The 23187-nt window shown below is 71.8% G+C and carries 22 protein-coding genes and 1 pseudogene; 15 read left to right on the forward strand and 8 right to left on the reverse strand.

Going from position 1 to position 23187, the window contains the following annotated elements:
- The first annotated feature begins 132 nt into the window (after window positions 1–132).
- Window positions 133–1347, forward strand: coding sequence for an aromatic ring-hydroxylating dioxygenase subunit alpha (locus tag QCN29_RS28120; protein ID WP_279931691.1), 1215 nt, complete (start codon window positions 133–135; stop codon window positions 1345–1347).
- 114 nt (window positions 1348–1461) lie between these two features.
- On the opposite strand, the gene aspA is transcribed toward QCN29_RS28120, so the two are convergent.
- Window positions 1462–2910 (reverse strand): aspartate ammonia-lyase, encoded by a 1449-nt coding sequence (aspA, locus tag QCN29_RS28125; protein WP_279931692.1) that lies wholly within the window; start codon window positions 2908–2910, stop codon window positions 1462–1464.
- Window positions 2911–2975: 65 nt separating this feature from the next.
- Window positions 2976–4025, reverse strand: coding sequence for an asparaginase (locus tag QCN29_RS28130; protein WP_279931693.1), 1050 nt, complete (start codon window positions 4023–4025; stop codon window positions 2976–2978).
- Window positions 4026–4139: 114 nt separating this feature from the next.
- Between QCN29_RS28130 and QCN29_RS28135 the strand changes: the two genes are divergently transcribed.
- Entirely contained in the window at window positions 4140–4595 is a 456-nt protein-coding gene (locus QCN29_RS28135) for an Lrp/AsnC family transcriptional regulator (protein WP_279931694.1), read from the forward strand.
- Between the two features lie 48 nt (window positions 4596–4643).
- On the opposite strand, the gene QCN29_RS28140 is transcribed toward QCN29_RS28135, so the two are convergent.
- Window positions 4644–5015, reverse strand: a complete 372-nt coding sequence (locus QCN29_RS28140; protein ID WP_279931696.1) for a DUF3703 domain-containing protein — start codon at window positions 5013–5015, stop codon at window positions 4644–4646.
- A 62-nt stretch (window positions 5016–5077) separates the two neighbouring features.
- On the opposite strand from QCN29_RS28140, the gene QCN29_RS28145 reads away from it, so the two are divergent.
- Together QCN29_RS28145 and QCN29_RS28150 are read left to right on the forward strand one after the other, a co-directional pair.
- On the forward strand, window positions 5078–5413 hold the full coding sequence (locus tag QCN29_RS28145) for an ArsR/SmtB family transcription factor (protein ID WP_240136407.1): 336 nt from the start codon (window positions 5078–5080) through the stop codon (window positions 5411–5413).
- Window positions 5414–5415: 2 nt separating this feature from the next.
- Entirely contained in the window at window positions 5416–6132 is a 717-nt protein-coding gene (locus QCN29_RS28150; RefSeq protein WP_279931698.1) for a cation transporter, read from the forward strand.
- A gap of 42 nt (window positions 6133–6174) precedes the next feature.
- Here QCN29_RS28150 and QCN29_RS28155 read toward each other — a convergent pair.
- Window positions 6175–6453: pseudogene (locus QCN29_RS28155) on the reverse strand (RNA polymerase subunit sigma-24); the annotation flags it as partial.
- Between the two features lie 118 nt (window positions 6454–6571).
- Here QCN29_RS28155 and tap point away from each other — a divergent pair.
- The gene (tap, locus tag QCN29_RS28160; RefSeq protein ID WP_279931699.1) at window positions 6572–8806 is read left to right on the forward strand and encodes a telomere-associated protein Tap; all 2235 of its coding nucleotides are present in this window, start codon (window positions 6572–6574) and stop codon (window positions 8804–8806) included.
- A 4-nt stretch (window positions 8807–8810) separates the two neighbouring features.
- Entirely contained in the window at window positions 8811–9368 is a 558-nt protein-coding gene (gene tpg, locus QCN29_RS28165) for a telomere-protecting terminal protein Tpg (RefSeq protein WP_279931701.1), read from the forward strand.
- A 21-nt stretch (window positions 9369–9389) separates the two neighbouring features.
- Here tpg and QCN29_RS28170 read toward each other — a convergent pair whose 3' ends face one another.
- The gene (locus QCN29_RS28170; protein ID WP_279931703.1) at window positions 9390–10403 is read right to left on the reverse strand and encodes an NADP-dependent oxidoreductase; all 1014 of its coding nucleotides are present in this window, start codon (window positions 10401–10403) and stop codon (window positions 9390–9392) included.
- Between the two features lie 526 nt (window positions 10404–10929).
- Here QCN29_RS28170 and QCN29_RS28175 point away from each other — a divergent pair.
- The 9 genes from QCN29_RS28175 (at window position 10930) to QCN29_RS28215 (ending at window position 19417) form a co-directional block, all read left to right on the forward strand.
- A complete protein-coding gene (locus tag QCN29_RS28175) occupies window positions 10930–12147 on the forward strand; it encodes an acetyl-CoA C-acetyltransferase (RefSeq protein ID WP_279931705.1) in 1218 nt (405 codons plus the stop codon).
- 16 nt (window positions 12148–12163) lie between these two features.
- Window positions 12164–12922 carry an SDR family oxidoreductase gene (locus QCN29_RS28180; RefSeq protein ID WP_279931707.1) on the forward strand — a complete coding sequence of 253 codons (759 nt, stop codon included), beginning with the start codon at window positions 12164–12166 and terminating at the stop codon, window positions 12920–12922.
- 88 nt (window positions 12923–13010) lie between these two features.
- Complete coding sequence (locus tag QCN29_RS28185; protein WP_279931709.1) at window positions 13011–13658, forward strand: HAD family hydrolase; 648 nt, start codon at window positions 13011–13013, stop codon at window positions 13656–13658.
- A 4-nt stretch (window positions 13659–13662) separates the two neighbouring features.
- Complete coding sequence (fabG, locus tag QCN29_RS28190; protein WP_279931710.1) at window positions 13663–14421, forward strand: 3-oxoacyl-ACP reductase FabG; 759 nt, start codon at window positions 13663–13665, stop codon at window positions 14419–14421.
- Entirely contained in the window at window positions 14418–14870 is a 453-nt protein-coding gene (locus QCN29_RS28195; RefSeq protein ID WP_240136415.1) for a MaoC family dehydratase, read from the forward strand. The genes fabG and QCN29_RS28195 overlap by 4 nt, the downstream gene beginning before the upstream one ends.
- Window positions 14870–15898 carry a phosphotransferase family protein gene (locus tag QCN29_RS28200; RefSeq protein WP_279931713.1) on the forward strand — a complete coding sequence of 343 codons (1029 nt, stop codon included), beginning with the start codon at window positions 14870–14872 and terminating at the stop codon, window positions 15896–15898. Before QCN29_RS28195 ends, QCN29_RS28200 begins: the two co-directional genes overlap by 1 nt.
- Window positions 15898–17130 carry an acyl-CoA dehydrogenase family protein gene (locus QCN29_RS28205; protein WP_279931714.1) on the forward strand — a complete coding sequence of 411 codons (1233 nt, stop codon included), beginning with the start codon at window positions 15898–15900 and terminating at the stop codon, window positions 17128–17130. The genes QCN29_RS28200 and QCN29_RS28205 overlap by 1 nt, the downstream gene beginning before the upstream one ends.
- Window positions 17127–18320, forward strand: a complete 1194-nt coding sequence (locus QCN29_RS28210) for an acyl-CoA dehydrogenase family protein (RefSeq protein ID WP_279931715.1) — start codon at window positions 17127–17129, stop codon at window positions 18318–18320. Before QCN29_RS28205 ends, QCN29_RS28210 begins: the two co-directional genes overlap by 4 nt.
- Entirely contained in the window at window positions 18317–19417 is a 1101-nt protein-coding gene (locus QCN29_RS28215; RefSeq protein ID WP_279931717.1) for an acyl-CoA dehydrogenase family protein, read from the forward strand. The genes QCN29_RS28210 and QCN29_RS28215 overlap by 4 nt, the downstream gene beginning before the upstream one ends.
- Before the next feature lie 61 nt (window positions 19418–19478).
- Here QCN29_RS28215 and QCN29_RS28220 read toward each other — a convergent pair whose 3' ends face one another.
- The 3 genes from QCN29_RS28220 to QCN29_RS28230 form a co-directional block, all read right to left on the reverse strand.
- On the reverse strand, window positions 19479–21185 hold the full coding sequence (locus QCN29_RS28220; protein ID WP_279931719.1) for a sodium/solute symporter: 1707 nt from the start codon (window positions 21183–21185) through the stop codon (window positions 19479–19481).
- Entirely contained in the window at window positions 21185–21397 is a 213-nt protein-coding gene (locus QCN29_RS28225) for a hypothetical protein (RefSeq protein ID WP_279931720.1), read from the reverse strand. The genes QCN29_RS28220 and QCN29_RS28225 overlap by 1 nt, the downstream gene beginning before the upstream one ends.
- A 293-nt stretch (window positions 21398–21690) precedes the next feature.
- Window positions 21691–22971: a PucR family transcriptional regulator gene (locus tag QCN29_RS28230; protein ID WP_279931722.1), complete on the reverse strand. Its 1281-nt coding sequence runs from the start codon at window positions 22969–22971 to the stop codon at window positions 21691–21693.
- Window positions 22972–23187 lie beyond the last annotated feature (216 nt).

The raw sequence follows: 23187 nt of genomic DNA on the forward strand, positions 1-23187 counted from the left end.
GTGACCCCCTGCCCCGCACGGCTCCGCCGCCCGCGCGCGAAGGGGCGCTCGCTCGTTCGGGCGCATCGGGCAGGGCGTGGGCGGCGGTCTGCGGCCAGGATGGGGGTGCTGTCCCACGGGCGAGGGAGACGTATGACCGAGACCTGGACCGAGACCGACTCCGAGGGAGCCGGGGCAGGCCGGCCCTCGGGGCGCCGTGCTCCGGATGCGGGCGGGGCCGACCTCCGACGTGTCGGGCTGAGCCCGGACTTCTGGTATCCCGTCGCGTTGTCGAGAAGCGTACGCACGGGGCGGGTGCTGGCGACGGCGTTCGCCGGCGAGCGCATCGCGCTCTACCGCGGCGTGAGCGGCGCCGTCTACGCGGTGGAGGACCGGTGCGCCCATCGGCAGGTGCCGCTCAGCATGGGCGTCGTGGAAGGCGAGACGCTCCGTTGCTGCTATCACGCGTGGGCTTATCGCGGCGACGGCCGGATCTCGCAGATCCCGTACCTGTCCAAGGGCGACGGCCGGCCTCCGCGCGGCGTGCGCGGTTACCCCGTCCGCGAGGCGTACGGCCTGGTGTTCGTCTTCCCGGGCGACCGGGAGCGGGCGGCGGCGACCGCGCTGCCCGAACTGCCGTCTCTCGGCTCGACGGAGTACCGGACGATGACCTTCTCCCGGACGGTGCGCTGCCACTACTCGTTCATGCACGAGAACCTGCTCGACATGAACCACCAGTTCCTCCACCGGGGCGTCGTCGGCAGGCTCCGCCCCGAACTGCTCGACTACCGGGCGGGCCCGCGGTCAGTGGAGGCCAGGTACCTGTTCACCCATGCCGGGGGGAAGCGGAACCGCGGCGCCAGCCTGCTGGCAGCCCAGGGCATCGGCGGCGGCGACACCCCCGACGTCATGACCATCCGCACGGAGTACCCGTACCAGACCCTCGACCTGGTCCCGGAGAACGCCCAGCGTCCGGCCTTCAGCCTCTGGGCCGCGTACGTGCCCGAGGACGCCGAGCAGCGCACCTGCCACGCCTACGGCCTGCTCATGATCAACAAGCCTGCCGTCCCCGGCCTCCTCCCCCTGGCCTGGCCGCTCATCAGGCGCTTCGCCGAGCGGGTCTTCTCCGAGGACCGCATGGCCGTCGAAGCCGAGCAGCGCGCTTGGGAGGAGCAGGGCGAGGACCGCAACCATGAGGTCTTCCCCCTGATCCTGGACGTCCGCCAAGTGCTGCGCGCCAATGGCGTCCCCCTTCGCCCCCGGGCCGGGGCGGTGTGCGACGGCCCGGCGCCGGCCGCCGGTCACGGCCCCGAAGGACCGGACGGCCCCGCGGACCCCGAGCGGTCCGCCGGACGTCCTGGCACATGATGGCCGTCGACGACTCCGTAGACCTCGACGACTCCGTACCTCGACGACTCCGCGGACCTCGGGGACTCCGCGGACGGCGCGGGCCGTCGGCTCCGGTGACCGCGCGGTGGCGGCTCAGAGGCGGGTGTGCGGCCGGGCGAGGTTGTCGGGGCGCAGGATGCGGCGCAGCTCGTCCTGCGTCAGCAGCCCCTTCTCCAGGACGAGTTCGCGGACTCCGCGACCGCTGTCGAGGGCTTCCTGCGCGATGGCGGTGGCCTGCTCGTACCCGATGTGCGGGTTGAGCGCGGTCACCAGTCCGATGGAGTGGTCGACCAGCCGCGCGAGGTGGTCGCGGTTGGCGGTGATTCCGCGGACGCAGCGCTCCGCCAGCGTGAGGCAGCCGGCCCGCAGATGGGTGAGGCTCTTGAGGAGGCTGTGGGCGATCACCGGCTCGAAGGCGTTGAGCTGGAGCTGCCCGGCTTCGGCGGCCATGGTCACGGTCGTGTCGTTGCCGATGACTTCGAAGGCGATCTGGTTGACGGCTTCGGGCACGACCGGGTTGACCTTGCCTGGCATGATGCTGGAACCGGCCTGTACGGGCGGGAGGTTGATTTCGCCGAGACCGGCGCGCGGTCCGCAGGACAGCAGGCGCAGGTCGTTGCAGGTCTTGGAGAGTTTGACGGCGATCCGCTTGAGCACGCCGGAGAGCTGGACGAACGCCCCGGCGTCCTGGGTGGCCTCGACGAGGTCGTCGGCGACGGTCAGCGGCAGGCCGGTGATGTCGCGCAGATGCCGGGCGGCCAGCGCGGTGTAGCCGGGATGGGCGTTGAGTCCGGTGCCGATGGCGGTGCCGCCGATGTTGATCTCGCGGATGAGGGCGCATGCCTCGCTCAGCCGCTTGCGGTCCTCCTCCAGCATGATCGCGTACGAGGCGAACTCCTGGCCCAGCGTCATGGGGACGGCGTCCTGGAGCTGGGTGCGGCCCATCTTCAGGACGTCAGCGAACTCCTCGGCCTTGGCGGCGAAGGCGTCCCGCAGCAGCTCCATGGCGTCCAGCAGGCGCTGGGCGGTGAGGTCGAGGGCTATCTTGACGGCGGTCGGATAGACGTCGTTGGTGCTCTGGCCGAGGTTGACGTCCTCCAGCGGGTGCAGCCGTGCGTATTCCCCCTTGCCGTGGCCGAGGAGTTCCAGGGCGCGGTTGGCTATGACCTCGTTCGCGTTCATGTTGGTGGACGTGCCGGCGCCGCCCTGGATGACGTCCACGGTGAAGGCGTCGTGGAGCTTTCCGCCGCGGATTTCCTCGCAGGCGGCGGTGATGGCTTCGGCCTTGCGGGCGTCGAGCAGCCCGAGGTCCCGGTTGGCGAGGGCTGCGGCCTGCTTGACGCAGGCGAGGGCGGTGACGAGTTCGGGATGCGCGGACACGGGGGTGCCGGTGATGGGGAAGTTCTCGACGGCGCGGAGCGTGTGGACGCCGTAGTAGGCGCCCGCGGGGACGTCGCGGTCGCCGAGCAGATCATGCTCGGTGCGGAAGCCGCCGCAGGCGGCCGGAAGATCGGCGGGGGAGGGGCCGGAAGCGTGGGCCATGGCAGTGCGTCTCCTGGGTGATCGGGGAGGCGGGCGGCTGGGGTCGGGGCAGGTGGTTCGAGGCCCTACGCCCGGACGAGCGCGGCGGCTTCGGCGGTGGGGGAGGCGGCCTCGGCGTTCTCGGCGGCGGGGAGTGCCAGGGCGTGGCGCAGCACCCGTTCCCTCTCGTACGGCTCGGGCGCTGCGAGGAGGGCGGAGAGGACGGCGATCCGGGCCTGGCCAGCGCGGAGCGTCCCGGTGGGCACGGCCCCGGCGGCGACGAGGTCGACGGCGCCGCCGTGGGTGTACATCTCGGTGACGGGCCCGGAGTGGACCCGGGTGGTGAGCGCGACCAGCACGCCTCGGGAGCGGGCGGCGGCGACCGCCTCGACGGTCTCGGGGGTGGCGTTGCCGGCGCCGGTCGCGACCAGGACGATGCCCTGTGCGCCGGCGTCCACGGCGGCGTTCAGCAGCAGGGGGTCGCCGTCGGCGTGGTGCATCACCATGTCGACGCGCGGCAGACCGCCCCGAACGTCGAGCCCGGCGGGCAGCGGCAGCGGGGCGGGCCGCTGCGGGTGCCGCAGGACGGAGACCTTTCCGAACCCGATGGCGCCGATCCGCGGGCCGGACGGGTCGGCGAAGGCGTCGGCGGCGACCGTCTGCGTCTTGACGACGCCCCGGGCGGCGTGCAGCTTGCCGTCGAAGGCGACGAGCACACCGAGGCCGCGAGTGCGGGCGGCGGTGAGCAGGGCGTCGTGGAGGTTGCGGGGCCCGTCGCCGTCCTCGGTGTCGAGCGGCAACTGGGCGCCGGTGAACACGACCGGCCGCGGATCGTCGTGGTGAAGGTCGACGAGGAACGCGGACTCCTCCAGGGTGTCGGTGCCATGCGTCACGACCACGCCGTCCACCCCGGGGTCGCCCAGCGCCCCGTGGACGGCGCGCAGCAGCGTCAGCTGATGGGCGGTGGTGAGGCGCGGGCTGTTGACGCTGAACAGATCGACGACCTCGACGGTGACCCCCTCGGGCACGGGAGCGGTCGCCATGACCTCCCGCCCGCCCGCGGCGGCGGCGAAGCCGGAACCCTGCCAGCGGCTGGCTATGGTGCCGCCGGTGCTGATCACAACGATCCGACCCACGATGTCCACCTCTTCTCGCGCAGAACAACTGGCCGCAAGGATAGAGAAATCCCCTCGCAATTTGATTGCTACATCAACTCGGCATCCCGGTCTTTCCCGGTGAATAATTGCTCTATGGACGCGATCGACAGAGCAATCTTGCGTGAGCTTCAGAACGACGGACGGCTGAGCAACCAGGAGCTGGCCCAGCGGGTGGGCCTGACGCCATCTCCCTGCATGCGCCGGGTCCGCCAACTGGAGCAGGACGGGGTGATCCAGGGCTATCGCGCGGTGATCGACCCGGAGGCGGTGGACCGGGGCTTCGAGGTCCTGGTGTCGATCGAGGTGAATCGGGACCGCGAGGCGGTGGAGGCGTTCGAGGCGGCAGTGCAGGACATCCCGGATGTGATCGAGGCCTACCGCCTCTTCGGCAGCCCCGGCTGCCTGCTGCGGATCGCGGTGGCGGATCTCCGCGCGTACGAACGCCTCTGGATCGAGAAGCTGACGGCCCTCACGGGCGTCACCGAGGTCAACTCCCAGATCATCATGAAGCGCGTAAAGGAACCGCGCGGCCTGCCCGTGGACGCCTGACCGCGCGCGCCGGGTCGCGGCGTGAGGCGCGGCGCGACTTCCTGGATCTCATGCCTCCAGTCGTATCCCGGCCGCCTCCAGCAGCGCGGCGAGATCCCCGGGAATCGGCATGGGGGTGTTCAGTCCGGCCCGGGTCCGGCCGGTGTTTCCGCTCGGGTACTTCCCCGCCGCCGACCCCACCCCGGCGACGGCCAGGCGTGCCAACTGCCCCAATACCTCGACGAGATCACGCTCGGCCACCCCCAGGCGCAGCATCACGGCGTGCGTGCGGGTGTGCGGCCCCGGCCATGGCTGGGACACGATGTGGGCACGCTCCGCTGCCCGCCACCGCTCGTTGATCGGGCCCGGGCGGCGGGCGGCGGCCATCTCGGCGGCGAACACGGCGCGTACGGGCGCGGGCATGGCGGTACGGCGCAGCACGAGCACTCTCCCTCGATAGTTCACTGTTTCTTGGATTCAAGCATATGTGTATGGTCGTGGTCATGCTGACCCTCGCCGACGACCTCGACGCGCTGACCCGGTTCGGCCGGGCGCTGGCCGACCCGATCCGCTGCCGCATCCTGCTCGCCCTGCGCGAGGCCCACGCCTACCCCTCCGACCTCGCCGACGCACTCGGCGTCTCCCGCACCCGGCTGTCCAACCAGCTGGCCTGCCTGCGCGACTGCGGTCTCGTCGTCGCCGTCCCCGAAGGGCGGCGCACCCGCTACGAACTGGCCGACGAGCGCCTCGGCCACGCTCTGGACGACCTGCGCACCGCCGTGGCAGCCGTCGAGACCGACCGCACCTGCCCGGACGCCGCAGACAAGGGATGCTGCTGACCATGACCGCAGAGGCATCCGCACCCCTCGGCCCGTCTCCGGTCCGCCGCGACGCACTCACCAAGCGCATTCGCCTGCTGGTCGCCGCCGCCATCGCCTACAACGTCGTCGAGGCGATCGTCGCCATCACCGCCGGCACGATCGCCTCCTCCACCGCCCTGATCGGCTTCGGCCTCGACTCGGTCATCGAAGTCTCCTCCGCCGCCGCAGTCGCCTGGCAGTTCTCCGCGGCCGACCACCCCGTACGCGAGGCCCGCGAGGAGACCACCCTGCGCATCATCGCGTTGTCGTTCCTCGCGCTCGCCGCCTACGTCACCTTCGACGCCGTCCGAGCCCTGGCCGGCGCCGGCGAAGCCGAACCCTCCGTCCCCGGCATCATCCTCGCCGCGCTCTCCCTCACGATCATGCCGTTCCTCTCCTTCGCCCAGCGCAGGGCCGGACGCGAACTCGGCTCCGCCAGCGCGGTCGCCGACTCCAAGCAGACCCTGCTGTGCACCTATCTCTCCGCCGCCCTCCTCGTCGGCCTCGTCCTCAACGCCACCCTGGGCTGGTCCTGGGCCGACCCCGTCGCCGCCCTCGTCATCGCCGCCGTCGCCGTCAAGGAAGGCCGCGACGCCTGGCAGGGCAGGGGCTGCTGCACACCCGCCGCCTCTGCTGCGGCCGTCGGCGTCCAGACGGATGCCTGCGGATGCCGCCCCGGATGCGACTGCTGCAACTGAATCCCGGGAGACATCCGGCAGGAGAAGTCCGAGCGTCGACCGTCACCGACGCCCGCGGGTGTCGAGCCGGGCGGCCTGGCATGTCAGATGGTCGCGCCCGGCGAGGTCGGGCGCCCTCCGGGCCGCCTCGGCGTACAGCCGTGGAGCGGTCTCCATGTGGCCGTCGCGTTCGTGGAGGCATGCCGCCACCGCGGCGTGTCGGGGGAGAGAGACATCCAGCGCCGCGAGCGCCGCCAGGCCGGCGCGCGGTCCGTCGGCCTCGCCGACCGCGACTGCGCGGTTGAGCCGGACGACCGGGCTGTCGGTCGGACGCGGGTTCTCGACGTACCCGTCCAGAGCCCGTGCTCTAACGGTCATATCCCGGGCGGTGTGAATCCATGGATAACCAAGCTTCAAATCCATGGATAAGAATTCGGTAGTCTTCCGGTGGAGGTGAGGCATGCCGACCGAGGAAGAGCTGTTCGCGGCCGTCGACGCGCTTCTGGAGGGCGAACCGCAGCTGCCGCCGCCCGATGAGCGGGCTCGGCTGCGAGAAGCCGCCGGCATCCCGCAGGCCCGTCTCGCCCAGGTGCTGCAGACGTCGACTCAGACGGTGAAGAACTGGGAGTCCGGACGGAGCGAGCCGAGGCCCCCGCGCCGCCAGGCCTACCTGCGGCTGCTGGAGGGCTGGGCGGAGAAGTACCCGGCCGACCCCGAAGCCTCGCCCGCCCCCGAGGCGTTCACCGGCGAGCCCGCCCCGGCTCCGCGAGCGCGCGCTCTGCCCGCAGGGCAGACGTCCGACGCTGCGGCCCCGCCCTCCGAAGCGGACACCCGGCCCCGCGCAGGGAGCGCCAGGGCCGCGGCTCGGGCAGCCGCGTCGACTTCGCCCACCGCCGGGCCGCCGTCGACGTCGCACCGCCCGGTTGCGAGGAAGACGGCCCCGGCCGGCCCTCCCGCGGGCGCCGACCCGCGCTTCGCCAACGGCCCGCTCGCAGTCGTCGACGTCGCCGCGGACGGCCAGGCTCTGGCGTACTGCACCGGCGGCCTCGTCCTGGACGTACCCGCGAAGTCCATCCCGGCCCTGGTCGACTGGACGCTGCGCGAGGCGCTGCTCGGCCAGCCGAAGCTGTCCGGCTCCGGGAAGGACGCCGACCCGCTGCTTGTGCTCACCGAGGCCGCGCTGGAGCGCTACGGCCTGCCGGTCCGCCTCACCAAGGAGCAGAGGCTCGCCGGGCGGATCCCGGAGGGCCACAAGGTCATCAAGCAGCTGGCGCGCGCGAACTGGAAACTGACCAGGCGCGGGTTCGGGCCCTGGGCGCGGATCTACCGCCCGGCGCAGGGCTCGGAGCGCTCGTGCGTCCAGCTGTGCATTCCGTCGTGGGACGCACTCGACACCCGCCACTGGGGCCAGGCCGGCCAGCTTCCGCCGGCGGAACTCGCCCAGCTCCTGGGCGTGTACGCCTCCCGAGTGATCACGCCGCGCGGTTCTGCCGCCGTCACAGGCCTGGAGCTGATGACCGCGCTGCACCCCGCGACCCGCGCCTCCGAGCCCGACGCCGCCGGCAAGCGGCACTCCGAGCACAACCCCGGCTCGCTGGGGAAGGACCCGGTCGACTGCGCGCCGTGCGAGGCGCCGGACGGGCACCCGCTGCTCGCCGATCTCCCCCGCTTCCACCAGCGCACCCCGGCCGAGATGCTGATGGAGGAGGCGTACGACTGGGCGAGGCCGCTGACCGACGCCGAGTGCACCCGCCGGTTCCTGGTGGGCATCGACGTCAACATGGCCTTCGCCGCCGGCGCGAACGGTCTGATCGTGGGCCTCGGCGCACCCGTCCACGTCAAGCGGCCGGCGTTTGACCCCAAGCTGCCCGGTTCCTGGCTGGTCGACCTCGGCCACGTGGACCTCTCCCGCGTGAAGGTCGGCAGGGAATGGGCCGAGCTGAACGGCGAGCTGCTCCCCAGCCCCTTCACGCCGAACGGCGGCAAGCCCGAGGGGCCGGCCTGGTATGCCACGCCGACCGTCGCCTACGCGGTGGAGCTCGGCTACGACGTACGCCCGATCGAGGCATACGTGCGGTACGACAACGGCCGCTACCTGGACGCCTGGTACAGCCGGCTCCGCGACGCCTACGTCGCCACGATGGCCGACCTCGGTGTGCCGGCCGACGCCGACCCGGAGGAGTTCCTGGCGGCGATGGACGGATACCGGGAGCGCGACCCGCAGCTCGCGATCGTGGTCACCGCGATCAAAGCGACCGTCAAGGGCGGCATCGGCAAACTGCGGGAGAGGCCCCGCGGCGAGGACTGGAAGCCCGGCCGGCCGTGGCGGGCCCTCGCACGGCCGACATGGCGCCCGGACATCCGCGCCGCCGTCATCTCCCGCACCCGGGTCAACATGCACCGCAAACTCGTCAAGCACGCAGCCTTCACCGGCCAGTACCCCGTCGCGATCCTCTCCGACTGCGCCGTGTACGCGGCCGACGGACCGAGCCCGCTGAACGTCCTCCCCTACCGTGAGGGCAAACCCCTGCCGGGCGGCTTCCGGATCGGCGTGAGCCCCGGGATGGTCAAGCACGAAGGCACCCAGACCGTGCTGTGGGGCGAGGGCGTCCGCGAGCAGGCCGACGCCCCGGAGCTCAACCTCGCCCGGTACATCAAGGACGGCGACACCGCCGCCCGGGACAACGGGGAGTAGAGGGATGGCTGCACGGCTCGGCGACGGCCTCGACGAAGCGGTACAGAAGACGTTCACCCGACCCATCCCGAAATCCGCCGGCGCCCGGATGCGCTACCTGGTCAAGCAGCACAAGGCCACGAAACCCGTCGCCGACCTGCTCGGGATCACCCAGCGCACCGTCGAGCGGTATGTGAAGGACGAGATCAGAAGCCCCCGCGCCAAGCTCGCCGCCCGCATGGAGCGTGAGGTCAAGAAGCGGTGGCAGCCGCAGATCCGGGCGAAAGCCAGGCAGCAGGCCGCCACTGTCGGCGGCATCGTCGTCGACACCCGCGCCCGCTTCGGGTACACCGCCGCACCCGGAAGCACCGACGACAGCCGACTGCGCCACCTCACCGTGGCACTGCCGCCCGAATACGCCGCCCGGCTCTTCGACGCCCGGGAACAGGGCGCCACCGAGCGGCAGCTGCGCGAGATCGCCGCCGAGGGTCTCCAGGAGATCTACTTCAAAGACCGCGGCCGGCGCGCCGAAGGCCTCCTGATCGAGTTCACCGACGTCCAGCACATCGAGTTCGATCTGTAGGCACGCCCACGCCCCGCGCCCTCACTCATCCGCCACCTTGAGGACGAGCTTTCCGGTGTTGTCGCCGTTGAACAGCCGGAGCAGGGTGTCGGGGAACGCCTGCACGCCCCCGTCCACCACGTCCTCCAGCGAGCGCAGCTTCCCGGCCGACAGCCACTCGGCGAGTTCGGCGGCGGCCTCGGGATACCGCTCGGCGTAGTCAAAGACCACCATCCCGGTCATGGAGGCGCGGTTGACCAGGAGCGACATGTAGTTGGCCGGGCCCTTGACCTGGCCGGTCGCGTTGTACTGCGAGATCGCTCCGCAGATGACGATGCGGGCGCCCCGAGCCAGGCGGCTCAGCACGGCGTCGAGGACGTCGCCGCCGACGTTGTCGAAGTAGACGTCCACCCCCTCCGGCGCGTGCTCCCGCAGCGCCTTGCGCACGTCTTCGGACTTGTAGTCGATGCAGGCGTCAAAGCCGAACTCCTCCACGACCAGACGGCACTTGCTCTCACCGCCGGCGATGCCGATGACCCGGCAGCCCTTGATCTTGGCGATCTGGCCCACCACGCTGCCGACCGCCCCGGCCGCGCCGGAGACCACGACGGTCTGCCCGGGCTCGGGCCGCCCGATGTCGAGCAGCCCGAAGTAGGCGGTCATGCCCGTCATGCCGAGGGTGCCCAGGTACACCGGCAGCGGCGCCAGCGCCGGATCGACCTTGGTCAGGCCTCGGCCGTCCGACAGGCAGTACTCCTGCACGTTGAGCATGCCCGACACGTGGTCGCCGACGGCGAACTGCGCGTTGCGGGAGGCGATCACCTGCCCGACGCCGCCCGCGCGCATGACCTCCCCGATCTCCACGGGGCGGATGTAGGACTTGCCCTCGTTCATCCAGCCGCGCATGGCCGGGTCCAGCGAAAGGAAGTTCACCTTGACCAGTACTTCGCCTTCGCCGGGCTCGGTGACCGGCTCCTCGACATACTCCCAGTCGGAGGGCCTGGGCAGCCCGACCGGTCGCGCGGCAAGCCGGTACTGGTGATTGGTGCGGCTCATGGGGACGGCTCCTCACACTGTCGGCGCCGATCCCCGTGCGGAGGGGCCCGTCCGCACGGCGGCGTTTCGCCGGGACACCCTGCAGTGGCGGGGCCCGGCCGGCCTCATCGAGACACCGACTGGTCGGTATGGACATCGTGAGGCTAGCCCCAGGGTGCGCCGCCGGGCAAGGCCCGCCCGGCGGCGGATGCCGTCCCGATGCTCCTCGCCCAAGGAGGCGAGCACGGCTCACGCCGCGGGCGCCGGTGTGCTCGCGGCGTGAGCCCCGGCGGCCGAGGCGGTACTGCGCCATGGCGTCGTCGCGACGTGGGAGCCGCGTCCGGCGGAGGCGGCCGCGGCTCTGCGACGGGCCGCCGGCGGGCCCGGCGGTGAGCAGGTCGCCCGCGCCGGCCGTCCCGCCTGCTGCCCTCGGGCCGGGGTGGTGTGACGGTCATCTCACGAGGCTGCCGGTTGACGTCCGGGGCCGCTCGGTGCAGGTTGAACCTCAACCCCTGACCAACCGCTTAGTATGTCGGAAGGAGCATCGATGCCGGAAGCCGTGATCGTCACCACCGCCCGCTCACCGATCGGCCGGGCCGTGAAGGGTTCACTCAAGGACCTGCGGCCCGACGACCTGACCGTCCAGATGGTGCGGGCCGCGCTGGCGAAGGTGCCCGAGCTGGACCCGACCGAAATCGACGACCTGGTCCTCGGCTGCGGCCAGCCGGCCGGCGAGTCGGGCTTCAACATGGCGCGCGTCGTCGCGGTGCTGGCGGGCATGGACCATCTGCCCGGTACGACGGTGAACCGCTACTGCTCCTCGAGCCTGCAGAGCACCAGGATGGCGATGCACGCGATCCGCGCAGGCGAGGGCGAGGTGTTCGTCTCCGCCGGGGTCGAGACGGTGAGCCGCTACGCCAAGGGCAACGCCGACGGGCTGCCCGACACCGGGAACCCGCTCTTCGCCGAGGCGCAGGCGCGCACCGGAAAGCTCGCCGGCGGAGGCGTGGACTGGGTCGATCCGCGGACCGAAGGGCTGCTCCCCGACGCCTACATCACGATGGGGCAGACGGCCGAGAACGTCGCCCGGCTCATGGGCGTCAGCCGCGCGGACCAGGACGCGTTCGGCGTACGCAGCCAGAACCTCGCGGAGCGGGCCATCGCCGACGGCTTCTGGGCCCGTGACATCACTCCGGTGACCCTGCCCGACGGCAGCCGGGTCACCCGGGACGACGGCCCGCGCGCCGGCGTCACGATCGAGGCTGTCTCCGCACTCAAGCCCGTCTTCCGCCCCGACGGCACCGTGACGGCCGGCAACTGCTGCCCGCTCAACGACGGCGCCGCGGCCGTCGTGATCATGTCCGACAGCAAGGCGAAGCAGCTCGGCCTCACGCCGCTGGCGCGCATCGTCAGCACCGGCGTCACGGGTCTCTCACCCGAGATCATGGGCCTCGGCCCGGTCGAGGCATCGCGCCGGGCGCTGTCCCGGGCCGGCCTGACCATCGACGACATCGACCTCGTCGAGATCAACGAGGCGTTCGCCGCACAGGTGATCCCCTCCGCCCGGGAGCTGGGCATCGACGAGGACAAGCTCAACGTCAACGGCGGCGCGATCGCCGTCGGGCATCCGTTCGGCATGACCGGCGCCCGCATCACCAGCACATTGATCAACTCCCTGAGGTTCCACGACAAGCAGTTCGGCCTCGAAACCATGTGCGTCGGCGGCGGACAGGGCATGGCCATGGTGCTCGAGCGGCTGAGCTGAGAGGCAGGACGAAGAGATGGACACGAGGTTCGCAGGACGTACGGCGATCGTGACCGGCGCCAGCCGGGGGATCGGCCTGGCCGTCGCCGAGCGGCTTGTGGCCGACGGCGCGAAGGTCGTCGTCACCGCCCGCAAGCAGGAGGCGCTCGACGAGGCGGTCGCCCGGCTGGGTGGCTCCGAGCACGCGATCGGCGTGGCCGGCCACGCCGACGACGCCGACCACCAGGCCGAGGTCCTCAGGCGCGCGGTCGACACATTCGGCAGCGCCGACCTGCTGGTGAACAACACCGGTGTCAACCCGGCGTACGGCCCTATGGTCGAGCTGGACCTGGCCGCGGCTCGCAAGATCGTCGAGGTCAACTGCCTCGCCGCACTGTCATGGGTGCAGCAGGCGCACCGGGTCTGGATGAAGGAGCACGGAGGCGCGGTCGTCAACGTCTCGTCGGTGGCCGGCATCCGGCCCGCGCCGGGGATCGGCTTCTACGGAGCCAGCAAGGCGATGCTCACCCACATCACGCAGGAGCTCGCGGTCGAGCTCGGTCCGGACATCCGCGTCAACGCGGTCGCCCCGGCCGTGGTGAAGACCAAGTTCGCCACCGCGCTGTACGACGGCCGTGAGGAGGAGGTCGCCGCGGCGTACCCGCTCAAGCGGCTTGGCGTCCCGGAGGACATAGGCGGCGTCGTCGCCTTCCTGCTCTCCGACGACGCCGCCTGGGTGACCGGGCAGTTGGTGGTCGTGGACGGCGGCGTGACCCTCACCGGCGGTGTGGCGTGAACACAAGGGGCCGGGGCGCCGTCGTCACCGGCGCCGGGCATGTCACCGGCGGCGCCGGCGCCACCGTCCAACCGGCGGCGGTCACACCATGAGCGTCGAGGCGGTCGTCTTTGACTACGGCGGCGTGCTGACCACCCCGGTTCGCGACTCGATCGCGGCCTGGCTGGCCGCCGACGGCATCGAGCCGGCGTCGTTCTCCCGCACGCTCAAGACCTGGCTCTCCCGCACCAGCCCGGACGGGACCCCGATCCACCGGCTGGAGACCGGTGAGCTGTCCGTCGCGGAGTTCGACTCCCTGCTCGCCGCCGAGCTCAGCACCGTCCACGGCGGCCCGGTCGACCCGGTCGGAGTCCTCGGCAGGCTCTTCGCCGGCATGCGCTCCGACCCGGCGATGTACGAGCTCGCCGACGACCTGCGCGCCCTGGGCGTCCGGGTGGGTCTGCTCTCGAACAGCTGGGGCAACACCTACCCGCGCGAGCGGATCGACGCCCTGTTCGACCCCGTCGTCATCTCCGGCGAGGTCGGGCTGCGCAAGCCGCTCGCCCCCGTCTACCAGCTGACGCTCGAGCGCCTCGGCCTGCCCGCTGACCGGGTGCTGTTCGTCGACGACGCCGAGCCCAACGTGCTCGGCGCCCGCGCGGTCGGGATGCAGGCGCTGCTGCACGCCGAGGCCGCCGCCACCCGCGCCGCCATGGCGGCCCTCATCCCGGAACTGGCCTCTCACCGACAGGAGTGACCCCATGACCACCACCTCCCGCACCGCCGTCGTCACGGGCGCGGCCCGCGGCATCGGCGCCGACGTGGCCAAGCGGCTCGCCGCCGACGGCTTCGCGGTCGCCGCCGTCGACCTCGACGAGGCGGCCTGCAAGACCGTCGTCGAGGCCATCGAGGGAGCCGGCGGCCGCGCCCTCGCCGTCGGCGTCGACGTGTCCGACGAAAACGGCGTCCAGGCCGCCGTGGAACGGATCGCGGCGGAGCTCGGCGAGCCGGCCGTCCTGGTCAACAACGCCGGCATCACCCGCGACAACCTGCTCTTCAAGATGTCCGTCGACGACTGGGACGCGGTCATGGACGTCCACCTCCGCGGCTCGTTCCTGATGGCGCGTGCGGTCCAGGGCTACATGACGAAGGCCGGCTGGGGCCGGATCGTCAATCTGTCCAGCACCTCGGCGCTGGGCAACCGCGGCCAGGCCAACTACGCCGCTGCCAAGGCCGGTCTGCAGGGCTTCACCAAGACGCTCGCGCTGGAACTCGGCAGGTTCGGGGTCACCGCGAACGCCATCGCCCCCGGCTTCATCGAGACCGAGATGACCGCCGCCACGGCCGAGCGGATGGGCGTGCCGTTCGAGGAGCTCAAGGCCGGCGCCGCCGCACAGATCCCGGTGGGCCGGACCGGCAAGCCCGAGGACATCGCGCACGCCGTCTCCTTCCTCGCCGGCGAGGGCGCGGGCTTCGTCTCCGGCCAGGTGCTGTACGTCGCGGGAGGGCCGCAGGCATGAAGACCTTCCACGGCCTCGCCGAACTCGAGCAGGCGGTCGGCACCCATCTCGGGCACTCCGACTGGCACACCGTCACCCAGCGGCAGATCGACATGTTCGCCGAGGCGACGGGCGACCACCAGTGGATCCACGTCGACCCCGAGAGGGCCGCGCAGGGCCCGTTCGGCACCACCATCGCGCACGGCTATCTGACCCTGTCCCTGGTGCCGCGGCTGGTCTGGCAGGTCTACAGCGTCGAGGGCATGCGCATGGGCGTCAACTACGGCGCCGACAGACTGCGCTTCCCCGCCCCGCTGCCGGCCGGCTCGAAGGTGCGCGCGGGCGTCGAGCTCCTCTCGGTCACCCCGGGCGCCGGCGGGCATCAGGTCACCACCCGGGTCACCGTCGAGCGGGACGGCGGGACCAAGCCGGTCTGCGTCGTCGACGCCGTCAGCGTGCTGGTGCCTTGATGCCCACGACACAGCAGCTGCCCGGTCTCGACCCGGCCCGCCTCGCCCCCTGGTTCCGCAGGACCGTGGCGGGCGCCGGCGGCGACCTGACCGCGCGGCTGATCGCCGGCGGCAGGTCCAACCTGACCTACGAGGTCACCGACGGGCTCCGGACCTGGATCGTCCGGCGGCCGCCGCTGGGCCATGTGCTCGCGACCGCGCACGACATGTCGCGCGAGTACCGCGTCATGACGGCGCTGCGGAACACGGGCGTGCCGGTGCCCGCGACGTACGCGCTGTGCACCGACGAGCAGGTCCTCGGCGCCCCGTTCTACGTGATGGAGCGGGTCGCCGGCACGCCCTACCGACACGCCGCCGAGCTGGAACGCCTCGGCCGGGAGCGGACCCGGGTGATCTCGACCCGGCTGGTCGACACCCTGAGCACCCTGCACGAGGTCGACCCCGACGCGGTGGACCTGGCCGGCTTTGGCCGACCGGAGGGTTTCGCGGGCCGCCAGGTGGGCCGCTGGAAGAAGCAGCTCGACGCGTCGTACACCCGCCACCTGCCGGCCGCGGCCGAACTCCACGCACGGCTCCGCGCCGACGTCCCCCCGGATTCGGCGCCGGGCATCGTGCACGGCGACTACCGGCTCGACAACGTCCTCACCGATGACCGCGACCGGCCGGCCGCGGTCGTCGACTGGGAGATGGCCACCCTCGGCGACCCGCTGACCGACCTGGCGCTGATGGTGCTCTACCAGCGGCTCGGCACGCTGCTCGGCCCCAACGCGGTCACCGACGCCTCGTCGGCGCCCGGTTTCCTCACCGAGGGTGAAATCGTCGAGCGGTACGCCGCGAACAGCACACGCGACCTGTCCCGCTTCGGCTTCTACCTCGGACTCGCCTCGTTCAAGCTCGCAGCGATCGTCGAGGGCATCCACTGCCGCCATCTGCACGGCCAGACCGTCGGCCCGGGCTTCGAGTCCATCGGCGAGGCGGTCACCCCGCTGCTCGAGGCAGGACTCACCTCACTCAAGGAGTACCGCTGATGGAATTCGTCTTCGACGCCAGGACCGAGGAACTGCGCGCCCGCCTGCTGGAGTTCATGGACGACCACGTCCATCCGGCCGAGCCGGTCTTCCAGGAGCAGCTCGCCCGGCTGGAGGACAAGTGGGACTGGGACTCGGTCCCGGTGCTGGCCGAACTGCGCGCCGAGGCGCGCCGCCGCGGCCTGTGGAACCTCTTCCTGCCCGGCGAACACGGCGCGGGCCTGACCAATCTGCAGTACGCCCCGCTCGCGGAGATCACGGGTCGCAGCAGCGCTCTCGCCCCGCCCGCGCTCAACTGCTCCGCGCCCGACACCGGGAACATGGAGGTGCTGGCGTCGTTCGGCACCGACCAGCAGAAGAAGGAGTGGCTGGAGCCACTGCTCGACGGCAGGATCCGGTCCTCGTTCGCGATGACCGAACCCGACGTCGCGTCGTCGGACGCCACCAACATCTCCACCAGGATCGAGAGGGACGGCGACGACTACGTACTCAACGGCCGCAAGTGGTGGATCACCGGCGCGATGAGCCCGAACGCGCGGATCCTCATCGTGATGGGCAAGACCGACCCGACTGCGGAACGGCACCGTCAGCAGTCGATGATCCTGGTCCCGCGCGACACCCCCGGACTGGAGATCAAGCGCGGCACGGAGGTGTTCGGTTACGACGACCGCGACCACGGCGGCCATGCGGAGCTCTCCTTCGACGACGTCAGGGTCCCGGCCGGCCACCTGATCGGGGCCGAGGGCGACGGGTTCGCGATCGCCCAGGCTCGCCTCGGACCGGGGCGCATCCACCACTGCATGCGCTCGATCGGGGTCGCGGAGCGCGCGATCGAGCTGATGTGCGCACGTGCCGAGCAGCGGGTGACGTTCGGCAAGCCGCTGTCGGAGCAGGGCGTGGTACGCGACTGGATCGCGGAGTCGCGGGTGCGGATCGAGCAACTGCGTCTGCTGGTGCTCAAGGCGGCGTGGCTGATGGACACGGTGGGCAACAAGGGCGCGCACACAGAGATCCAGGCAATCAAGATCGCCACCCCGGCTGCGGTGCAGTGGATTCTCGACAAGGCCATCCAGGTGCACGGCGCCGGCGGCCTCTCCCAGGACTTCCCCCTCGCCGGGGCGTACGCCGGCATCCGCACCCTGCGCTTCGCCGACGGCCCGGACGAGGTGCACAAGAACGCCCTGGCCGGCAACGAGCTGCGCCGCCAGGCCGACGCGAGGAGGGCTCGATGACTGCCGACGAGACGGCCCTGCGTGAGGATCTGCGGCGTCGCGTCGCCGACTTCCTCGCCGCCCACGACCCCGTGACCAGCGACCGGCTGGAGTTCCTCCGGGCGAGGTACGACGCCGGGCTGGCCTGGGTGTCCTTCCCGGACGGGCACGGCGGCCTCGGCCTGCCCCAGGCCCTGCAGCCCGAGGTGGACCAGCTCTTCGAGCAGGCCGGCGCCCCGGACAACAACCACCAGGCCAACGGCATCGGCTTGGGCATGGCCGCCCCGACCATCCTCGCGTTCGGCGCCGAGGCCCAGAAGCGGCGCTTCCTCAAGCCGCTGTGGACCGGTGAGGAGGTCTGGTGCCAGCTGTTCAGCGAGCCCGGCGCCGGCTCCGATCTCGCGGGCGTCGCCACTCGGGCCGTGCGCGACGGCGACGCGTGGGTGGTAAACGGCCAGAAGGTGTGGACCTCGGGCGCCCACGGCGCGCGCTTCGCGATCCTGATCGCCCGCACCGACCCGGACCTCCCGAAACACTTCGGCCTGACCTACTTCCTGTGCGACATGACCGATCCGGGAGTGGAGGTCCGGCCGCTGCGCCAGATCACCGGCGAGGCGGAGTTCAACGAGGTCTTTCTGACCGACGTACGGGTGCCCGACAGCCAGCGGCTCGGCGCCGAGGGCGAGGGCTGGAGAATCGCCAACGCCACGCTGAACAACGAGCGGGTGTCGATCGGCAGATCGGCCATCCGCGAGAGCGGCATGATCGGCGTGGTCGCCCGGACCTGGCGCGAGCGGCCGGACCGGCGTACGCCCGAGCTGCACGACAGGCTCCTGAGGCTGTGGGTCGACGCCGAGGTCGCCCGACTCACCGGCCAACGGCTGCGCCAGAAGCTGGCTTTGGGCCAGCCCGGCCCTGAGGGGGCGGCGATGAAGCTGACCTTCGCGCGCGTCGCCCAGCAGCTCTCGGGCCTCGAACTCGAACTGCTGGACGAGGACGGGCTGCGCTATTCCGACTGGACCCTGGCCCGGCCCGAGAAGGTCGACTTCACGGGCCGCGACGCCGGCTACCGCTACCTGCGCGCCAAGGGCAACTCCATCGAGGGAGGCACCTCGGAGATCCTGCGCAACATCGTCGCCGAGCGGGTCCTCGGCCTCCCCGCCGAGCCGCGCGTCGACAAGGACATCCCGTGGAAGGAGCTCCCCCGATGAGCGATCTCGACCTGCTGTACACCGACGTCGAGGACGACCTGCGGGCCACCGTGCGCGACCTGCTCGCCGACCGCTGCGACCCGGCCTCCGTGACCGCGGTCTACGACGGCGACCGGTCGCCGGTGGCCGGGCTCTGGAGAGCGCTCGCCGTCGACCTCGGACTGGCCGGCCTGCTGGTCCCCGAGGAACGCGGCGGCGCCGGCGCCTCGGCGCGGGAGGCCGCGGTGGTGCTGGAGGAACTCGGCCGCACGGTGGCGCCGGTTCCGTTCCTGACCAGCGCGGTCGTGGCGACCACCCTCCTGCTCGACACCGAGGGGGACCTGCTCGGCTCGCTCGCGGCCGGGGAGCGGACCGCGGCCCTCGCCCTGCCGCTCTCGACGGCGCCTGACGGCTCCCTGCCGGCCGTGGCAGCCGACGCCGACGGCCGCCTTGCCGGCACGGTCACCAGTGTGGCCGGCGCGCTCGAGGCCGACGTCCTGCTGGTGCCGGCCACCGCCGCCGACGGCATCGCCGTGTACGCCGTGCCCGCTGCGCGGGCGGGCATCGCCCCCGTGGTGTCGCTCGACATGACCCGGCAGATCGCCGACGTCACACTCGACGGGGTCCCCGGCGAGCTGCTGGTCGCCGACGCCGAGCCCGCCGTACGCCGCGCGCTGGAGGCCGGTGCGGCGCTGCTCGCCTCCGAGCAGCTCGGCGTCGCCCGCTGGTGCCTCGAGACGACGGTCGGCTATCTCAAGGAGCGCCGTCAGTTCGGCCGCGCGGTGGGCGGGTTCCAGGCCCTCAAACACCGGCTCGCCGACCTCTATACGGGGGTGGAGTCGGCCAACGCCGCCGCGCGCCACGCGGCGGCCGCGTTGGCCGTCCGCGACCCGGACGTGTTCGCGGCGACCGCGGTCGCGCAGGCCTACTGCAGCGACCTCGCCGTCACCGCGGCCGAGGAGGCGATCCAGCTGCACGGCGGCATCGGCATGACCTGGGAGCACCCCGCGCACCTCTACCTCAAGCGGGCCAAGGCCGACCAGATCGCGTTCGGCACTCCAGGCGCCCACCGGGCCCGCCTCGCAGAGCTGGTCGACCTCCCCTTGCCGGGGGAGTGAGCGTGAAGACGCGGACCGTCGCCCACGGGAAGTCCGATCGCGGCGGACGCCGTGGCCCCGCTCACCGCCCCTCAGGACTGTACGACTGGCGGGCGATCGGCAGATCGCCCGCCGCGGCCGGGAACCGGCCCCCGGAACCGGCATCCTGACGGGAACCCTCAGCGCTGAGTCCACGGCCCTGCGTCACGGTCGGCGCACGCCGCCTTCCTGCGACACTGCCCAGCCAGCCCAGCAGGAAGGCGGCCGGCAGCGACACGAGGACGACCGTCTGGAGCGGGAACCAGTCGAGGCGCCAGTCCGGGAAGAGCGCCAGCGGGGTGCCCGAGAAGACCGGGCCGGAGATCTGCAGTCCGACGGCGCAGCCTAGGCCTCCGTACAGCGTCCACAGCAGCCCGGCTCTGGTGTAGCCGCTCCAGAACAGGGAGTACACCAGTGCCGGAAGCAGGCAGGAGGCCGCCACGGCCAGGGAGAGAACCGACAGGAACAGGACGTTCCATCCCTGGACCGAGACCGCCAGTCCGATGCTCAGCACGCCGACGCCGACAGAGGCCCATCGTGCGGCGGCCACCTCACGGCCCTCGGTCATGCGCCCGCGGCGCAGCACATGCGTGTACACGTCGTGGGCGATCGCGCCCGCGGCGGCCAGGGTGACGCTTGCCACGACGGCCAGCGAGGTGAGGAACACCGCGGAGGAGACGAGGACGACCAGAAGCGCCCCGCCTGCGTGGGTGGACGAGCCCCCCGCCAGTTCGCCCGTGAGCATCAGCAGGGCCGTGGCGCCTCCCGGATCCGCCGCGACGATCGCCGGTGCGCCGACCAACGCGGCGGCCGCGAAGCCCATCAGAGCCGTGCCGAGGCAGAGGGCGCCGACGATGCCGATGGCGTTGCGCACGGTACGCCGCGCGGTGGCCGCGTCGGGAGCCGTGCCGATCTGCAGGGCGACATGGGGCAGACACGCCACTCCCAGCACGATGGTGACCATCAGTCCGATGAAGTCGAGCGTGCTTTCCGGGGCGGCGCCGGCGGCGAACCGGAGGCCGGGACGCAGATAGTCGACCGGACGGCCGCTGCCCTGCCCGGCGGCTTCGATCAGGGAGTCGGTGCTCCAGTGAAAGCGATGGAGCAGCACAGCCGTCACGGCCAGGACGGCGCCGAGCAGCACCACCGTCTTGATGACCTGAATGACGATGGTGCCGTGCATGCCGCCGAACACCGTGGCGCAGACGACCATCACGCCGATCATGACGATGGCCGACTGCTCGGCGCCAGGACCGGACAGCCCCAGCAGCGCCGCGGTCGTCACTCCCGCACCGGAGAGCTGCACGACCAGATAGGGGACGCACACGCTCAAGGTCACGACGGCGACCGCGACCCTTGCCGCGGGCCCTGGAGCCCGCAGGGCGAATGTGTCGCCCAGTGTGCAGCCGGCGCGCTCGCGCAGAGGGAGGGCCAGCAGAAGGAGCACGCCGAGTGACAGCATGGTGCACAGGGCGATGAACAGACCGTCGTAGCCAAAGACCGCGACGCTTCCCGTCGTGCCGAGCACCGTGGCCGCGGACAGATAGACGCCGGCCAGTACGAGGGCGCCCCGCAGGGACGACAGTCGGCGGCCCGCTGTGTAGAACTCGTTGATCCGGTCCCTTCCGGGGCCGCTGAGGACACAGATGAACAGGATGGGGACGACGAACGCTAGAAAACCCATCAGGACGAACGCACGTGTGTCCTCGTCCAGGGCTCCCGGTGCGGTGAGCATGATCTGCGGACTCATCAGCATCCCACCTGCCCTTGCGAAGCGCGGCGTTCGTCCGCGTGGCGGTCGTACCGCACCGCCGTCCACACCAGCAGGGAGCCCTGGAGGAGGAGCGCCAGCATGCCGACCGTGGCCTCCCCCCAGACGCGCCTGGCCATCAAGGCGTCGGCGGCGCAGGCGAGCAGCAGATGCACGCCGAAGGCCGATCCGTTGACCACGGCGAAGGTCATGCCTGGGTGACGGGGCCGTGGGCCGTGATGAAGCCGGGGGGTGTGCGGGTCCATGCGTTCTCCTGGTGGGCGTGGAGCGGGCGGATCGCCTCCGTGCGCGGCTCACGAGAGCACGCTCGCCCCGGCCCGTCCATGCGCTGCGCACACGCCGTTGTCCGCTCCCAAACCCTGGCGTCGATCACTGTGCTGATGCCCATGCGGCCGTGCCGTCCGCGGGGCGGACCTCGGCCGCTGCCCGGCCGTGCGTCGCCGGGAAGCGGTCTGCAAGGGTCCGGGTGGCGGGCGGGTGGCGGTCAGGCCTCGTCAGGCGATCCGCTGGCGGCCGCATCGTCGGTGGTACGGAGAACGGCGGCCGGTCCGAGCAGGCGGTGGGCGTCGAGCGCGAGGGTGAGATGCACCAGATCGCGGGGGCGGGTCAGCGCGAGGCCGGTGATCTGCTCGAACCGGCGCAGACGGTTGAGCACGGTGTTGCGATGGCAGAGCATGTGACGGGCGGCCCGGACTGCTGAGCCGCCGTTCTCGATCCAGGAGCCGATGGTGTCGAACAGCGTGTCGCGGTCGGCGGGTTCCAGTTCGTACATGGGCCGCAGCACCCCGTGGGCCAGTTCGGCGGACAGGTCGGGCCGCGAGACCAGGAGCCCGTCGGGCAGACGGGCGTCGAGCCGGGCGATCTCGCCGTCGGCCCGGCACGTGCGCAGGGCGAGTCCGGCCATGTCGTCGGCTCGCGCCAGGTTCTCCAGCCCCTGGACGACCGGGCTGATCCCGATACGGAGCCCGGGGCCCGCGTCCAGGCCGGAGGCGAGTGCGTTCAGAGGGCGGTTGCCGAGGTGGGCGACGAGCACATCCTGGTGTCCGCGGGTGTGACGCAGGATCCGTATGCCGCGCACCTCCGGAGCGGTCCGGGGCGTGCGGCCGTACGGCGGTGTCGCACCCACCACCGCCACGGCGAAACGCCCGTCGAGCGGCAGATCGAGGATGGCCGCCGCGTTCCGGGTGAACTCCGGGTCGCTGCGGGTCTCCAGCAGGGCGGCGAGGATCAGACGTACGCGTTCACGGTGCCGGCTCGCGACGCCTTCGGTGACCTGCCGGTAGGCGTCGGCGACCAGGACGGAGTCGCGGTCGTTGCTCTTCCACACCAGCTCGGCGATGTGCACCAGCTGTCGCGTGTCGCCGAGCCCGTCCCGCTCCACCACGTTGACGATGCGGCTCCAGACGGCGGAGCCGGCTACGCGGAAAGCGTGCAGCACCTCGTCGAGGGGGCGGCCCTGTTCCGCCCGCCTCCTGCCCAGCTCTCTGGTGTACCGCTCGACGTCCGCGATTCTGGCGGGATCCAGGGCGGCTTCCAGCGCGTGCCGGGTACCGGCGCTCACGGTGCACCGCAGGTCGGGCGGCGCAAGCACGGGGTCGGCGTAGTACGGCACCTCGGTGCGGATCCTCTCCACGACCGTGTTCGTGAGGTCTGTGCCGAGCTCCAGAAGGCGCCTGCACGCGCGGTCGAAGAGCTGCAGAGGAGCGCCGTCCGCCGCGCCGTGGCCGTGAGGGAGAACGCTGCCGGGTACGGGGCTGGTGTGCATGGACCCTCCAGGCGGATGGGGTGCGAGAACACCACGCGAGTCGCCGTGCCGTGAGCCGCACGCAGCGCGGTGACGATTCTCCACCGGGTCGGACGCCCTCGCGGGAGCCGGCGGCGTCCTCCCCGGAGGCCACCATGCTAAGCAGTCGCTTACACAAGGGCGAGGTCTCAGCCAAACCGTGATGTTTCCGGCCGGTAGGCCGTGCGGGCTGTGAGC

This window comes from Streptomyces chengmaiensis (assembly GCF_029846775.1).
Lineage (GTDB): Bacteria > Actinomycetota > Actinomycetes > Streptomycetales > Streptomycetaceae > Streptomyces > Streptomyces chengmaiensis.